This window comes from Pelagibius sp. 7325 (assembly GCF_037652055.1).
GTDB lineage: Bacteria > Pseudomonadota > Alphaproteobacteria > Kiloniellales > Kiloniellaceae > Pelagibius.
Genome location: NZ_JBBKAH010000001.1, coordinates 173,982 through 188,452, shown reverse-complemented (window position 1 = coordinate 188,452; position 14,471 = coordinate 173,982). Strand labels below are relative to the sequence as shown.

The following is a 14,471-nucleotide window of genomic DNA, read 5'->3' as shown; positions in this document are numbered from 1 at the left end:
AGGCGTTAACCACGCTTCTGAACGAGTGGCCGCCCCTGGTGGGGTTGTCGCGCCAAGACGGGAAACGGCGCCAGGCCAAGCGTAGGCAAGAGGTCCCTCCGAAGGGTCCTGCCGTCAGAAGACGTGACCCTTCCCGTGGCCCTGAAGGATCGGCCGTGCGCCAGCTTTTCATCCGCCGCTCCACACCGCCGCGGTTGACGGCTGTGTGCGGCCGGAGGTCAAAGTTTTGACGGGACAGGGGCGGCCCCGCGGTGGGCGGCCCGGAACAAGGGTGTAACAGGCAGTGGCAAGCAAGCAGGCACAGGCGAAGCAGGACGCGACGGGCGGCAAGGCCCGCGGCGCCGCCCGCGCTGACCGCGTGCTGATCTTCGACACCACCCTGCGCGACGGCGAGCAGTCGCCGGGCTGTTCCATGAACCTCGAGGAAAAGCTGCAGGTCGCCCTCGTCTTGGAAGAAATGGGCGTCGACATCATCGAGGCCGGCTTCCCGATCGCCTCCAAGGGCGACTTCGACGCCGTGCAGGCCGTTGCCGCCACGGTGAAGGCCGCCCGCGTCGCGGGCCTCGCCCGCGCCACCCGGCGTGATATCGACCGCGCTGCCGAGGCGCTCAAAGGCGCCGCCGCACCGCGCATCCACACCTTCATTTCCACCAGCCCGCTGCACATGAAGTTCAAGCTGCAGATGGAGCCGGAGGCGGTCCACCAGGCGGTGGTCGATAGTGTGAGCTATGCCCGTAATCTCTGTGACGACGTCGAGTGGTCGCCGGAGGACGGTACCCGCACCGAGCACGACTTCCTCTGCCGTTGCGTAGAATCGGCGATCAAGGCCGGTGCCGGCACCATCAACATTCCCGATACCGTGGGCTACACCATTCCCGAAGAGTTCCATGCCCTCATCGCGATGCTGAAAAACCGGGTGCCGAACATCGACAAGGCGGTGATCTCTGTGCACTGCCACAACGACCTCGGCCTCGGCGTGGCCAATTCCCTGGCCGCCGTGCAGGCCGGCGCCCGCCAGGTGGAGTGCACCGTCAACGGCATCGGCGAGCGCGCCGGCAACGCGGCGATGGAAGAGGTCGTCATGGCGCTGCGCACCCGCCACGACGCGATGCCCTACGTGACCGGCGTGAAGACCGAGATGATCACCAAGGCCTCGCACCTGGTCTCCGCCATCACAGGCTTCTCGGTGCAGCCCAATAAGGCGATCGTCGGCGCCAATGCCTTCGCCCATGAATCGGGCATCCACCAGGACGGCATGCTTAAGAATGCCGAGACCTACGAGATCATGACCCCGGAGTCGGTCGGCCTCAGCCGCTCCAAGCTGGTCATGGGCAAGCATTCCGGCCGCCACGCCTTCAAGTCGAAGCTGGAGGAGTTGGGCTTCACCCTGGCCGAGAACGAAATTCAGGGCGCCTTCGTCCGCTTCAAGGACCTGGCAGACGCCAAGAAGGACGTCTACGACGAGGACATCATCGCCCTGGTGGACGATGCCGTGCTGCGCCACAACGACCGGCTGCGCTTCGTCTCCCTGCAGGTGGTCTGCGGCTCCAAAGGCCCGCAGACGGCCGAGCTGGAGATGGAGATCGACGGCCGGCCGTGCGCGGCCAAGGCGGCCGGCAACGGACCGGTCGACGCCACCTTCGCGGCGATTTCCCAGCTCTTCCCGCACGAAGCCAGCCTGCAGCTCTACCAGGTCCATGCGGTGACGCAGGGTACCGACGCCCAGGCCGAGGTGACGGTGCGCCTGGAAGAAGCGGGCAAGACGGTCAACGGCCAGGGCGCCGATCACGACACCCTGGTGGCTTCCGCGCGAGCCTATATCAACGCGCTGAACAAGTTACTGGTGAAGCGGGAAAAGACGGCACCTTCGGTGATGTCGGCCTGACCCGGACTTTTACGTTTTAACCGCCGCGGGCCCCGCGGTACGTCACTTGGATTGAAGAAAAGGCGATTGGATCCATGTTCTCTGGTTTGCTCGGCATGCTCTCCGCCGATATGGCGATTGACCTCGGTACGGCGAACACCCTGGTCTACGTGAAGGGGCGCGGCATCGTTCTCAATGAGCCTTCGGTGGTCGCGATCGCCGAAGTGAAGGGAAAGAAGCAGGTTCTCGCCGTCGGCGACGAGGCCAAGATGATGCTCGGCCGTACGCCGGGTAACATCCAGGCAATCCGTCCGCTGCGTGACGGCGTCATCGCCGACTTCGAAGTCGCCGAGGAGATGATCAAGCACTTCATCCGCAAGGTGCACAACCGGCGCTCCTTCGCCAGCCCGCAGGTCATCGTCTGCGTGCCCTCCGGCTCCACCGCCGTCGAGCGCCGCGCGATTCAGGAATCCGCCGAAAGCGCCGGCGCGCGCCGGGTGTTCCTCATCGAGGAGCCTATGGCAGCCGCGATCGGTGCCGGCCTTCCGGTGACCGAGCCGACCGGCTCCATGGTCGTCGACATCGGCGGCGGCACCACCGAGGTGGCCGTGCTGTCGCTGGGCGGCATCGTGTACTCGCGTTCCGTACGCGTCGGCGGCGACAAGCTGGACGAGGCGATCATCGCGTACATTCGCCGCAATCATAACCTGCTGGTCGGCGAAGGCTCGGCCGAGCGGATCAAGAAGGAAATCGGCTCCGCCTGTCCGCCCGAGGACGGCGAGGGCGGCACCATGGAGATCAAGGGCCGCGACCTGATGAACGGCGTGCCGAAGGAGCTCATCATCTCCGAGCGGCAGATCTCCGAATCCCTGGCCGAGCCGGTCGGTGCCATCGTCGAGGCGGTGAAGGTCGCCCTCGAACACACCGCGCCGGAACTGGCCGCCGATATCGTCGACAAGGGCATCGTGCTCACCGGCGGCGGCGCCCTGCTCGGCAACATGGACTACGTCCTCAGGGCCTCCACCGGCTTGCCGGTCTCCATCGCCGACGACCCGCTGTCCTGCGTCGCGCTGGGCACCGGCCGTTGCCTGGAGGAAATGAAGGTCCTGAAGAACGTCCTGATCTCCATGTACTGAGGACCCCGATATTAGGGATCTATTAGGGATCAACACTTTCTTCATTTGTATTTGGTGTGATGGTTCGGTAACTTAGCCCGAATCGGTCGCTTAAAGGCCTGGTTGGGGGGCTGCAGCGACAGGAGGTCCTGTGAACAAACCGACCGGCTCAGAGATCCGCGTTGCCTCGCCGCTCAAGGCCTGGGCAAGCCGCTTCGCTCTGCTGCTCCTGGTTGGCGCGGCCTTCGGGCTGATGCTGATCGGGCGGACCAACACACTCCTGGTGGAAGACACGCGCTCGGCGGTCACCGACATGGTGACCCCGATCCTCGATGCCGTGTCGCAGCCCGTCGACACCTTCTCGGGCGTCATCGAGCAGGCCGAGTCCTTCACCCGCCTCAGCGCCGAGAACCAGTTGCTGAAGGAACAGAACGCCCGGCTCTTGCAGTGGCAGGCGGTGGCGCGCCGCCTGGAGGCGGAAAACGCCGCCCTGCGCACCCTCAACAACATGGTGCCCGACCCGGCGATGAGTTTCATCACCGCGCGGGTGGTCGGCGATCCGGGCGGCGCCTTCGTGCGCACCGTGCTGATCAATGCCGGCGACCGCAACGGCGTCGAAAAGGGCCAGGCCGCCATCACCGGCGATGGCCTGGCCGGCCGCGTCGCCGAGGTCGGCCAGCGCTCGGCGCGCGTGCTGCTGCTGACCGACATCAACAGCCGGGTGCCTGTGGTGGTCGGCAACGGCCGCGACCGCGCGGTGCTGGCCGGCGACAACACCAACGCCCCGGAACTGCTCTACCTCGGCCCAACCGCCAAAGTCCAGGTCGGCGACCGCGTGACGACCTCGGGCCACGGCGGCGTCTTCCCGCCGGGCCTGCCGATCGGCGTGGTTTCAGGCGTTTCCGACAAGGGCATCCGCGTGCGCCCCTTCGTCGACTGGTCGCACATGGAAGTTCTGCGCATTGTCGACTACGAGATGACCGGCATCATCGACTTCGAGGCCCAGGTGGGCGCGGCCCGCGCGGCTGCCGCCGCCGGTGGCGAGCCCGCCAGCGGCTCCGCGAACGCGCAGTGAGACGGATATGAGGCAAGAAGAGGGGCTCTGGCATCGCCTCGACGTCGTCGCCCGCAGCATCTCGCCGTTCTTCGTGACCCTGCTGCTGGTGCTCTTCAGCCTGGTGCCCCTGCGCATCGCCGACCTGTCGCCCATTGTGCCGGCGTTGGCCCTCATTGGTGTGTTCTTCTGGTCGGTCCACCGTCCCGACCTGATGCCGATCTGGGCGGTCTTCATCATCGGCTTCGTCCAGGACCTGCTGACCGGCAGCGTCCTCGGCCCCGGCATCGTCGGCCTGTTGGCCGTCCATGCTCTGGTGGTGTGGCAGCACCGCTTTTTCCTGGCGGCCTCCTTCGCGGTCATCTGGTGCGCCTTCATGCTGGTCGCCGCCGCGTCCCTGGCGGTCACCTGGCTGCTCACCTGCATCGCCATGACGGCCTACGTCGATCCGGCGCCGCTGTTCTTCCAGTACCTCGTGACGACCGCCTTTTACCCCTGCCTGGCCTGGGCCTTCCTGCGCGGCCAGCGGCTGTTCCAGCAGCGTTAGGCCAGGGCAGAGGGGAGCGACGCGATGCTGCAGAAGAATGAAGACAACGAACGCCAAAGGTCATTCTCGCGCCGCGGCCTGCTGCTGGGCGGCGCGCAGACGCTGCTGCTGGCAGGCTTGGCGGCGCGCATGTACTACCTGCAGGTGATCGAATCCGATCGCTACAGGACCCTGGCGGAAGACAACCGCATCAGCCTGCGGCTGCTGCCGCCGCCGCGCGGGCGCATCCTCGATCGCTTCGGCCTGCCGCTGGCCAGCAACCGCCAGAACTTCCGGGTCGTCCTGGTGCGCGAGCATGCGGGCGACGTCGAGAGGGTGCTGAACGCCCTGTCGCAGATCATCGAGCTGGATGAGCACGACTACAAGCGGGTGCTGCGCGAGGTTGCGCGCAAGCGCAGCTTCGTGCCGGTCACGGTGCGCGAAAACCTGACCTGGGACGAGGTTAGCCGGGTCGAGGTGAACGGGCCGGAACTGCCCGGCGTCACCATCGAGATGGGCCAGATCCGCGACTATCCCTTCGCCGACTCCATGGCTCACATCCTGGGCTATGTCGCGGCGGTGGCCGAGCGCGACCTGACCGGCGACCCCTTGCTGGAATTGCCCGGGTTCCGCATCGGCAAGAATGGAATCGAGCAGAAATACGACACGTCGCTGCGCGGCAACGCCGGCACCAAGCAGGTCGAAGTGAACGCCTACGGCCGCGTCATCCGCGAACTGAAGCGCGAGGAAGGCAAGCCGGGCGACGAACTGGTGCTGACCATCGATGGCGGTCTGCAGACCTTCACCCACCAGCGACTGCAGGGCGAGGTCAGCGCTTCGGCGGTGGTGATGGACGTGGAGAACGGTGATGTGCTGGCGCTCGCGTCGGTGCCCAGTTTCGATCCCAACGCCTTCAACATCGGCCTTTCCGTCAAGCAGTGGAACGACCTTATCAACGATCCGCTGCATCCCTTGACCAACAAGGCCATCGCCGGGCTCTACGCGCCGGGCTCGACCTTCAAGATGGTCGTTGCCTTGGCCGCTCTGAAGGCCGGAATCAGCCCCGATCATCGGGTGTTCTGCCCCGGCCACATGACCCTCGGCCGCTCGCGCTTCCACTGTTGGAGGAAGCACGGCCATGGCTGGGTCGACATGCATGACGCCATTCAGCATTCCTGCGACGTTTTCTTCTACGATGTCTCGCGCAAAGTCGGCATCGACAACATCGCGGCGATGTCCAACCTCTTTGGCCTGGGCGACAAGGTCGGTCTGGACCTCAACGGCGAAAAGGGCGGCGTCATCCCGACGCGCGACTGGAAGCTGGCAAACATCGGCGAGGCCTGGCAGGGCGGTGAGACGCTGATCGCCTCGATCGGCCAGGGCTTCGTGCTGACCACGCCGCTGCAGCTGGCCGTCATGACGGCGCGCATCGCCAGTGGCCGCCAGGTGACGCCGCGGTTGACCCGCGGCGTGCGCGCAGACAGCGAGCCGCCGGTCCTCGCCGCTGCCGGCGCCGCGCCCGCCGAAAGCGCGATGCCGGCCTTCCCGCCGCTCGACATCCCGCTCGAGCACCTGAAGGTGGTGCGCGAGGGCATGGACCTGGTCAGCAACAACCCGCGGGGCACCGCGTTCCGGGCGCGCATCGAGGAAGAGGGCATGGAACTGGCCGGCAAGACCGGCACCGCACAGGTCCGCCGCATCAGCATGGCCGAGCGCGCCGCCGGCGTGACCAAGAACGAGCAGTTGCCCTGGCGCCGCCGCGACCACGCGCTCTTCGTCTGTTTCGCGCCGGTGCACAAACCCCGCTACTGCTGCGCTGTGGTGGTTGAGCATGGCGGTGGCGGCTCCGCGGTGGCGGCCCCGATCGCGCGCGATATCCTGCTGGAGACCCAGCGCCGCGACCCGGCGGGCCGACGCTCGCTGCCGATTGTGGCGACGACCCAGGTGGCGGAGAACGGGTGATGCCGGCGGACGTCTTCCTCTCCACCCGCAACCCGGAAATGAAGCTGCGCCAGAAGATCTGGCAGCTGAACTGGGGCATGGTGCTGTTGCTCTGCCTGGTCGCCGGCGTCGGTTTCGCGATGCTTTATTCGGCGGCCAACGGGGCGTTCGATCCCTGGGCCTCGGCCCAGATGATGCGCTTCGGTCTCGGCTTCACGATCATGATCGTGGTCGCACTGGTCGATATCCGCTTCTGGTACCGCTACGCCTATTTGATCTACTTCGGCAGCTTCGCCCTGCTGGGCGCGGTCGAGGTGATGGGCGACATCGGCATGGGCGCGCAGCGCTGGATCGACCTCGGCTTCGTGCGCCTGCAGCCCTCCGAGATGATGAAAGTAGCCCTGGTGCTGGCACTGGCGCGCTACTTCCATGGGCTTTCCATGGAGGACGTCGGCCGGCCGCTGCTGCTGTTGCTGCCGCTTGGCATGGTGATGGCGCCGGCCGGGCTGGTTCTGAAGCAGCCGGACCTCGGCACCGCCGGCATGCTGATCCTGGCTTCCGGCGCGGTGTTCTTCTCCGCCGGCGTGCGCTGGTGGAAGTTCGCCCTGCTGATCGTTGCCGGCCTCGCCAGCGGGCCGGTCGCCTGGGGCTTCCTGCACGACTACCAGAAGGACCGGGTGCTGACCTTCCTGAACCCGGAGAACGACCCGCTGGGCGCCGGCTACCATACCCTGCAGGCGATGATCGGCTTCGGCTCCGGGGCGATCACCGGCAAGGGCTTCATGCAGGGCACCCAGAGCCACCTGAACTTCCTGCCGGAAAAGCAGACCGACTTCATCTTCACCATGCTGGCCGAGGAATTCGGCCTGGTCGGCAGCCTCACCCTGCTGGTGCTCTACTTCCTGCTGCTGGCCTATGGCTTTGCCATCGCCTTCAGGGCGCGCAACCAGTTCGCCCGTCTCCTGGCCTTGGGCCTGACCACCAACCTGTTCCTCTACGTCTTCATCAACATGGCCATGGTCATGGGCATGTTCCCGGTGGTCGGCGTGCCCCTGCCGCTGGTCTCTTACGGCGGCACCGTGCTGCTGACGGTGATGGCGTCGATGGGGCTGGTGATGTCCTGCTATATCCACCGCGACGTGCGCATCTCCCGCCGCGGCACGGCCGAGGTCTAGGCGGCCCGGTGGCCCCCACCCGCGGCCCCACCTGAGGCCCCGGCCGTCGGTTTTGGCGCATTTCAGGCAATAGGGCCTCGACAAAGGGTCCGGGACTTGTTATCACCCCGCATCCCGGCGGTAAGGCCGTTCTCCGGCCCGTTTCCGTTGACCCCGAATTCCGGGGGCCGCGTCACCAAAAGCGGCAGTTTTCGGGGCGCCCCAGGTGGTTTGGGGTGGCTCTTCGGGGGGCGCATAGCTCAGTTGGTAGAGCAGCTGACTCTTAATCAGCGGGTCCAAGGTTCGAGTCCTTGTGCGCCCACCAAATTTTCAAGCACTTATCGGCAGGTGGTCAGAACTGTCCAAGTTTCGATGACTTGGACAGTCCAGGTTTCGTTCGCAGGGCGTTGCCTTTCGTCCGTCGACTAAGTCGCTGCGGCAACCTTCTGCGCCACCTACTTGATCCGGAAGTGATTGCGGATCGCCAGCAGCGCCAAGAAGATCAGAACTGCCGACAGTGGATACTGCAGCAGTCCCCAGGCGGTAGCGCCGTCGGGAATGACGGGCGTGAAGCTCTCAGGCAACCGGCTGGGCTGACCGCCGTTCGACGGCTGAATGCCGTAGAGGCAGGCGTAAATCTGGTTGAGTTTTTCTCCCGGTAGCCCCCCCAAAATCAGCAGTCCTTTGTGAACCGAGAGGAAGAGCGCGTCCAGCCAGGGCGTTACCGAGCCGGCGACACAGGCAAGCGGCGTCGCCTCCACATCGCTACTGCTCAACCGATAGAACAGCCAATCCACCAAAGGTGAGGACTTACCTTCGAAGCGGGGGTGTAGGCTGAGGTATCGGTCTGTGAAGAAGACAACGCTTGCCGAGAGCCACAGCAGAGGGCGCAGTATCGAACGGCCGAAGTCCGACAGCAGCTGGTAAATGACACCGAACCAGAACGCCGCGTGCCAAGGTTTGTCCTCGCTCCAGCGGCGCGCCAGTAGCTCGCCCCGAAAGAACCTTAGCTCGCGCGCGTGATCGTGGCCCTGGATCGCGAGGCGCTTCAAGGCGCGCCAGCGCGCGGCGAGGAGCGCCTTCCCCACCCGGGTCCGGGTTCGCCGCCAGAAGCGCCGCGGCTCGATACGAAGATCGTCGAGCCGCGGCGCTTCTGCGAAATGAGCCTGAATGAAGTCAGGCACCCGGCGGAAGGTGGTGCCGGCGAGCGAGAACACAGTCTTTACGTCGATGGCAAGGAAGCTGGCGTCTTCCTTGAACTCCGCGCTATCGAAGGATGTAGAGCCTTCGAAAGCGGCTAGCTCGAACACCGCGATGTCTCCGAATTTCGCCCCGCCGAACCACGTGTCGCCTGAGAAGGTCGCCTTTTTGAAGTACGCGCGGCCCGTGAATTTTTCATCGCCGAATCGCGCACCTCCGAACTGCGCGTCGTCCGAGAAGGTCGCCGCATTGAACACACCGATTTCTCTGAATTTCGCCCCCGTGAACACCGCGTTGCCCGAGAAGGTCGCCCCTATGAACTCCGCGCGGCGCGAGAAGGTCGCCCCCGCGAACCACGCAAGGCCCTTGAATTCCGCCCCGTTAAACCACGTGTCGCCCGAGAAGGTCGTCTCGTCGATGAACCGCGCGTCCCCCGAGAAGATCGCCTTATCGAACCGCGCGTGGCCCGAGAAGGTCGCCCCGTTGAACCACGCGTCGCCAGAGAAGGTCGCCTCCGCGAACCCCGCGTCCCCCGAGAAGGTCGCCCCGTTGAACCACGCGTCGCCCAAGAAGGTCGCTCCCTCGAACTCCGCGGTGCCCGAGAAGGTCGCTTTCCGGAAAGGAGCGTTGCCGCTGAAGGTCGCTTTTGTGAACTCGGCTTCACCTGGAAAGATCAACTGTTGAAAATCAGCGTCTTTTGGGAACTCCTGTTCAGCAAAATCGGCTTTCGCTGCATCGAGCCAATCTTTTGTCTTCCAACTTGGTTCTTCATCAAAGTCGGCTTCCTGCCAACCTCCTTCCTTCCGCAATCTCTCGCGGTCGGCGAGAAGCTTTTCCGCCCAGGCGTTCCAGGCATCACAGCCTTTGGCGAAAAGTGCGAGGGTCTCCTCCTGATTCATGCTGCGATTTCAGCTTTCGTCCATCGCGATCTGGTCGGCAGCCTGAATTCCTTCCTAATCGATGAGCTGCTGGATCGCCCCGCCGCCCATGCCGCTTCCAGCAGCAGGACCACCAGCCGGAGACCGATGCAGCCATACAGCATAAGCCCGGGGGGAACATTGTCGAAAAATCGCAGTGGTTTGATCTTCATTGATTAGGTTTGCGAATTCCTGGAATATCTCCGAGGTGGCTGCTCCGGTGGGACTCGAACCCGCATCTCCCGGTCTAAGACTGCCGGGGCTCTATCCAGTTGAGCTACGGAGCTCCGGGGCGTCGACATGCTGTGAACCGCCGTCGCCCGATACACCACTCTTTGCGCTGGGGTCGGGTCTGACGACTCGACCCCGAGTCGCATACCCAAGCTAGCGTGTAATCTGCTTCGGTGCACCACACTCAAAGACTGGGAAAAGCGGGGATAACGGCATCGCAAGGCTTTGCAGCTGCTGTGGTCGACCGACGACCAGCTGCATCTCGACCTCGCGAGCTTTCAGGTGCTTCGCCACGACAATCAGGCGCACCTCGACCTCGCGAGCTTTCAGGTGCTTCGCCACGACGACCAGGCGCACCTCGACCTCGCGAGCTTTCGGGTGCTTCGCCACGACGATCAGGCGCACCTCGACCTCGCTCACCTTCAGGTGCTTCTCTAGGGTGGCCAGCTCCAGCAGGTGCTCCGGGAACACTTGATGCTGGTTAGATATTTGATTCTATTGAGTTATGTTCTGACTCTTAATCAGCGGGTCCAAGGTTCGAGTCCTTGTGCGCCCACCAATTTCTCCCCATTAGATTAGGTCATTAGGATGGTTGCCCCTGCAACCGTCCCCCTCGGCACGTGAGGCGGCCCAACGCCTCACCGACGCGCAGATCGAAGCCCTGGCCGCCTACTACGCGGCTTTCTAGGGATGCTTTCTGAACGTGACGACGCGGTAGAGGTACCAGCCGACGAGCAGGACGATCACCGCGTTGGAGACCGGGTTGGTCCACGCGCCGATCAGGCGGTACTGGTCGCCCAGCCAGTAGCCGACACCGGCCAGGAAGCTTGTCCACACCACCGTGCCGAGGCCGGAGTAGAGCAGGAAGCGCCCGACGCTCATGCTGGCGATGCCGGCAGGCACCGAGATCAGCGTACGCACCGCCGGCACCAGGCGGCCGATGAAGACCGCCTTGCCGCTGTGGCGGTTAAACCAGCGGCAGGCCTTGTCGACGTCGCGCGGCTGCACCGTCATCCAGCGCCCGTAGCGGCGCGCCCAGCGCTTCAGCCGCTCGGCGCCCAGCCAGCGCCCGGCGAGATACCACAACGACGTGCCGGCCAGCGAGCCCAGCGAGCCGGCCAGGATCGCCAGCAAAAGGTTCATCTCGCCGCGCGACGAGGCGAAGCCGGCAATCGGCATGATCAGTTCCGAGGGGATTGGTGGAAAGATGTTCTCAATGAACATCAGAAGGGCTATCCCAAGATAGCCGGTGCTTTCGATGAAAGCAGTAATCGAGTCGAACATTGAGCCTGCCTCTCGGGAAGCAACGCCGTCTGCGGCAAATGGTTCGTTTCCGGATTGGTACCGTCAGGGAACCATCCGACACGCCCGCCGGTTTTCCGCAGGACAGAGGGAGTTTCCCCAGTTGAATGAAAAAGTCGAACTGTCTGCCGGAGGCGAGGAACTGACCGGCGCCGACATGGCGGCCGAAGCCGGCATCGGCCCGATCCTCTATTTGCGCGGCGTGGACGGCCCCATCGTCCGCCTGCGCGCGCTGGTGGTGTGCCGCGAGGCCGGGCCGGCGCCCACGCTCTCCACCGAAGCGCGCGGGTCCATCGCGGGACGCGCTTTGCTGCGCTTCGCCGGCCTGCACGCCTTGGCCTACGACTTCGAGCTGCCCCTCGCCACCGAGACCGGCTACAGCCTCGACGGTGTGCACTATCCGCTGCGCACGGATTTCATCGGCGATCTCCGCCTGGCCTTTGTCTCCTGCAACGGCCAGGAAAGCGACGACCGCAAGCGCGACATCGCCGAGCGCGATGCCTTGTGGCGCCGCCTCGCGCAGCAGCACGCGCAAGATCCCTTCCATCTGCTGCTCCAGGGGGGCGATCAAATCTACGCCGACGAGGTTGCCAACCTGCACGCCCGCGAGCGCCATCGTCCGGTCGCCGCCTGGCGCCGTCACCGCTCGGCAGATGCCGGCCCGCTGCGCGAAGCCATGCGCAAAGAGCTTTTCCTGCGCTACCTCGAACTCTACCGCCATCCCGACATGGCCTGGCTCATGGCACGGGTGCCGACTCTTGCGATGTGGGACGACCACGACATCTGCGACGGTTGGGGCTCGCTGCCGGCCGAGCGCATGGACTCGCCGCTCGGCCGCGCCATCTTCGAGGTCGCGCGCGAGTTCTTCCTGCTGTTCCAGTGCGCCGTCGGCGCTGAGGAGTCGCTGCCCGACCTCTTCCTCGACCCCGAGGGTGTCAGCCTCGGCTGGCACCTGAAGCTGCCGGGCTGCCACCTCGTCGCGCCCGACCTGCGCTCCGAGCGCCGCCGCGACCGCGTCATGGGCGAGCGCGGCTGGCAGGGCCTGCGCCACGCCTTGGCCGCGGCCGACGCCGGCCGCGTGCTGCTGCTTTCCAGCGTGCCGGCCCTCGGCCCGCGGCTCTCCTGGGTCGAGGCCGTCATGCACCTGACCCCGCGCATGGAGAAGTACGAGGACGACCTGCGCGATCAGTGGCAGAGTCGTGCCCACCGCCAGGAGTGGCGCGACTTCCTCGCGCTGCTGGTCGAGGTGCACAGCCGCGGCGCGACGCCGGTTACCGTCCTCTCCGGCGAGATCCATCTCGCCACGCGGGGCACACTGGCCGCCGCCGCCGGGCCGCTGCACCAGTTGGTCGCCTCCGGCATCACCCATCCGGCACCGGCGACGGCGTATGCCCGCGGCCTCGGCCTGCTGGCCAGGCTCGGCGCGTCGCCACTCCCCGGGCACCCCATTCGTCTGCATCCGCTGCCGGGCTGCCGGGCCATCTATACCGCCGAGCGCAACTACCTCGTCCTCAAGCGCCGTGGCGGGCAGTGGCTGGCTCACTGGGAACTGGAGCAGGGCGGCCCGACGCTGCCGCTCGCCCTGTAGCCTGGCGGATGCCGTGCCGCCGCCCGTGGCCGGCTCTTCGGTAAGTATTGCCCTGGCGAGACTTCCCGGCGGTGGCGGCGCTTGGATTCTCGTCGGATTCCGGTGTAATGCTAGAGGATGACACTGGTGTACCACGGCTGCAGAGTCCGGCGGGCGGCGGAAATTACGCAGCGGAATGGTAGAATCTGCAGCTGCCCCTGCTTGGAATTCTCCGCCCTGCCGGCCGGCGCGTCGGCGGAAAGCTAGGGGCGTGCCGGCTTTCCGCTTCAATTTGCGCGAACTGGGGGGCGCCTTCGGCGACCTCGGCACCTTCCTGCCGCACGTCATCTCCGTGCTGACCGTCGGCGGCCTGGCTTCCGGCGGCGTGCTCTTCGGCTTCGGCCTGTTCTACCTCTTTACCGGTCTCGTCTACCGCCTGCCGATCCCTGTGCAGCCGATGAAGGCCGTGTCGGCGGTGATCGTCACCGCCGGCTTGCCACCCGGTGCCGTTGCCGCCACCGGCCTCATCCTGGGCGCGGTGCTGCTGGTGCTGGGACTTACCGGCGCCATCGACCGGCTGGCGCGCGCCGTGCCGGCTTCGGTGATCGCCGGCCTGCGCCTCGGCATCGGCCTCAGTTTCGCCTGGTTCGGCGTTACGCTGATCGCCGAAGCGCCCTGGCTCGGCGGTGCCGTGCTGGCACTGCTTGCCGGGCTCACTCTGGTGCCCGGCTGCCCGGCGACGCTGGTCGGCCTCGCCATCGCGCTGCTGGCCGGCCAGGTCGGCGGTCTGGCGCCGTCTATGGGCGCGCTGTCGCCCGGTTTCTCGCTGCCGGGAATCGTGCTGCCGAGCTTTGCCGAGATGGGCGCGGCCCTGCAGATGGCGGTGCTGCCGCAGATCGCGCTCACCATCACCAATGCCGTGATCATCACCGCGGCGCTGGCCCGCGGTCTCTATCCGGACGGCGGCGCGCGCGTGTCCGAGCGCAGACTCTGCCTGACCTCGGGTGCTGCCAATCTCCTGCTGGCGCCCTTCGGCGCCCTGCCCATGTGCCACGGCGCCGGCGGCCTGCAGGCGCATCATCGCTTCGGCGCGCGCAGCGGGGCGGCGCCGCTGCTGCTCGGCGCCCTCTGCCTCATACTCGCGCTGTTCTTCTCCGATGCCGCCCTCGGCCTGCTGGCGATGATCCCGCTGCCGGCGGTCGGCGCCTTTCTTGTCCTCGCCGGGGCGGAGCTGGCGATCTCCAAGCGTCTCTTCGACGCCCGGCCGGACTGCTGGCCCGCCATCGCCTTGACAGCGCTCGGCACCCTGGTCTTCGACGCGGCCGTCGGCCTGGCGATCGGCTGGACCATCGAGGTCGGCCGCGGCTTGGCGCGCCAGGTTTTCGAGGGCCGGCGCTCGCCGCGGAAGTGATCCGGCGGAGCGCCGACGGAGCGCAATGGCGGAAAACGGCCCTTCTCGCCGTCCTCCCGGAACCCTGCCGGCGAGATTGAACAAACCCTTAATCCGCCAGCGAAAATAACGAAAAAAATTTCTTGCATCCGAACCCGTCCGGGCATATTTACCCCCTGCCCAAATTCGCACGTGCCCGTGGTCGCTCCC

General features: G+C 65.9%; 11 protein-coding genes and 2 tRNA genes. 9 read left to right on the top strand and 4 right to left on the bottom strand.

Annotated elements, in window-relative coordinates:
• Window positions 1–358: 358 nt before the first annotated feature.
• The 7 genes from WDC82_RS00890 to WDC82_RS00860 all read left to right on the top strand — a co-directional run bounded on the left by WDC82_RS00890 (window position 359) and on the right by WDC82_RS00860 (window position 7,979).
• A complete protein-coding gene (locus WDC82_RS00890; protein ID WP_340115565.1) occupies window positions 359–1,885 on the top strand; it encodes a 2-isopropylmalate synthase in 1,527 nt (508 codons plus the stop codon).
• Window positions 1,886–1,959: 74 nt separating this feature from the next.
• On the top strand, window positions 1,960–3,000 hold the full coding sequence (locus WDC82_RS00885; protein WP_167223262.1) for a rod shape-determining protein: 1,041 nt from the start codon (window positions 1,960–1,962) through the stop codon (window positions 2,998–3,000).
• A gap of 130 nt (window positions 3,001–3,130) precedes the next feature.
• Window positions 3,131–4,054: a rod shape-determining protein MreC gene (gene mreC / locus WDC82_RS00880; RefSeq protein WP_340115344.1), complete on the top strand. Its 924-nt coding sequence runs from the start codon at window positions 3,131–3,133 to the stop codon at window positions 4,052–4,054.
• Window positions 4,055–4,061: 7 nt separating this feature from the next.
• Complete coding sequence (gene mreD / locus WDC82_RS00875) at window positions 4,062–4,580, top strand: rod shape-determining protein MreD (protein WP_340115343.1); 519 nt, start codon at window positions 4,062–4,064, stop codon at window positions 4,578–4,580.
• A gap of 24 nt (window positions 4,581–4,604) precedes the next feature.
• Window positions 4,605–6,521 carry a penicillin-binding protein 2 gene (mrdA, locus tag WDC82_RS00870; RefSeq protein ID WP_340115342.1) on the top strand — a complete coding sequence of 639 codons (1,917 nt, stop codon included), beginning with the start codon at window positions 4,605–4,607 and terminating at the stop codon, window positions 6,519–6,521.
• On the top strand, window positions 6,521–7,675 hold the full coding sequence (gene rodA / locus WDC82_RS00865; protein WP_340115341.1) for a rod shape-determining protein RodA: 1,155 nt from the start codon (window positions 6,521–6,523) through the stop codon (window positions 7,673–7,675). The genes mrdA and rodA overlap by 1 nt, the downstream gene beginning before the upstream one ends.
• 228 nt (window positions 7,676–7,903) lie before the next feature.
• A tRNA-Lys gene (locus tag WDC82_RS00860) sits at window positions 7,904–7,979 on the top strand.
• Between the two features lie 130 nt (window positions 7,980–8,109).
• On the opposite strand, the gene WDC82_RS00855 is transcribed toward WDC82_RS00860, so the two are convergent.
• From WDC82_RS00855 to WDC82_RS00840, 4 genes are all read right to left on the bottom strand, one after another.
• On the bottom strand, window positions 8,110–9,753 hold the full coding sequence (locus tag WDC82_RS00855) for a pentapeptide repeat-containing protein (protein WP_340115340.1): 1,644 nt from the start codon (window positions 9,751–9,753) through the stop codon (window positions 8,110–8,112).
• Window positions 9,754–9,980: 227 nt separating this feature from the next.
• Window positions 9,981–10,058, bottom strand: a tRNA-OTHER gene (locus WDC82_RS00850).
• A 97-nt stretch (window positions 10,059–10,155) separates the two neighbouring features.
• Complete coding sequence (locus tag WDC82_RS00845; RefSeq protein WP_340115339.1) at window positions 10,156–10,422, bottom strand: hypothetical protein; 267 nt, start codon at window positions 10,420–10,422, stop codon at window positions 10,156–10,158.
• Between the two features lie 264 nt (window positions 10,423–10,686).
• Window positions 10,687–11,286: a DedA family protein gene (locus WDC82_RS00840; RefSeq protein ID WP_340115338.1), complete on the bottom strand. Its 600-nt coding sequence runs from the start codon at window positions 11,284–11,286 to the stop codon at window positions 10,687–10,689.
• Between the two features lie 121 nt (window positions 11,287–11,407).
• Between WDC82_RS00840 and WDC82_RS00835 the strand changes: the two genes are divergently transcribed.
• Entirely contained in the window at window positions 11,408–12,892 is a 1,485-nt protein-coding gene (locus tag WDC82_RS00835; protein WP_340115337.1) for an alkaline phosphatase D family protein, read from the top strand.
• A gap of 250 nt (window positions 12,893–13,142) precedes the next feature.
• Window positions 13,143–14,282 (top strand): putative sulfate/molybdate transporter, encoded by a 1,140-nt coding sequence (locus WDC82_RS00830; protein WP_340115336.1) that lies wholly within the window; start codon window positions 13,143–13,145, stop codon window positions 14,280–14,282.
• The last annotated feature ends 189 nt before the right edge of the window (window positions 14,283–14,471 follow it).

What these genes read in the sequence shown, in the direction of transcription:
- mrdA (WP_340115342.1), top strand. Translation starts at nt 4,605, where the DNA reads ATGCTGCAGAAGAATGAAGACAACGAACGCCAAAGGTCATTCTCGCGC.
- rodA (WP_340115341.1), top strand. Translation starts at nt 6,521, where the DNA reads ATGCCGGCGGACGTCTTCCTCTCCACCCGCAACCCGGAAATGAAGCTG.
- mreD (WP_340115343.1), top strand. Translation starts at nt 4,062, where the DNA reads ATGAGGCAAGAAGAGGGGCTCTGGCATCGCCTCGACGTCGTCGCCCGC.
- WDC82_RS00885 (WP_167223262.1), top strand. Translation starts at nt 1,960, where the DNA reads ATGTTCTCTGGTTTGCTCGGCATGCTCTCCGCCGATATGGCGATTGAC.
- WDC82_RS00840 (WP_340115338.1), bottom strand. Translation starts at nt 11,286, where the DNA reads ATGTTCGACTCGATTACTGCTTTCATCGAAAGCACCGGCTATCTTGGG.
- WDC82_RS00855 (WP_340115340.1), bottom strand. Translation starts at nt 9,753, where the DNA reads ATGAATCAGGAGGAGACCCTCGCACTTTTCGCCAAAGGCTGTGATGCC.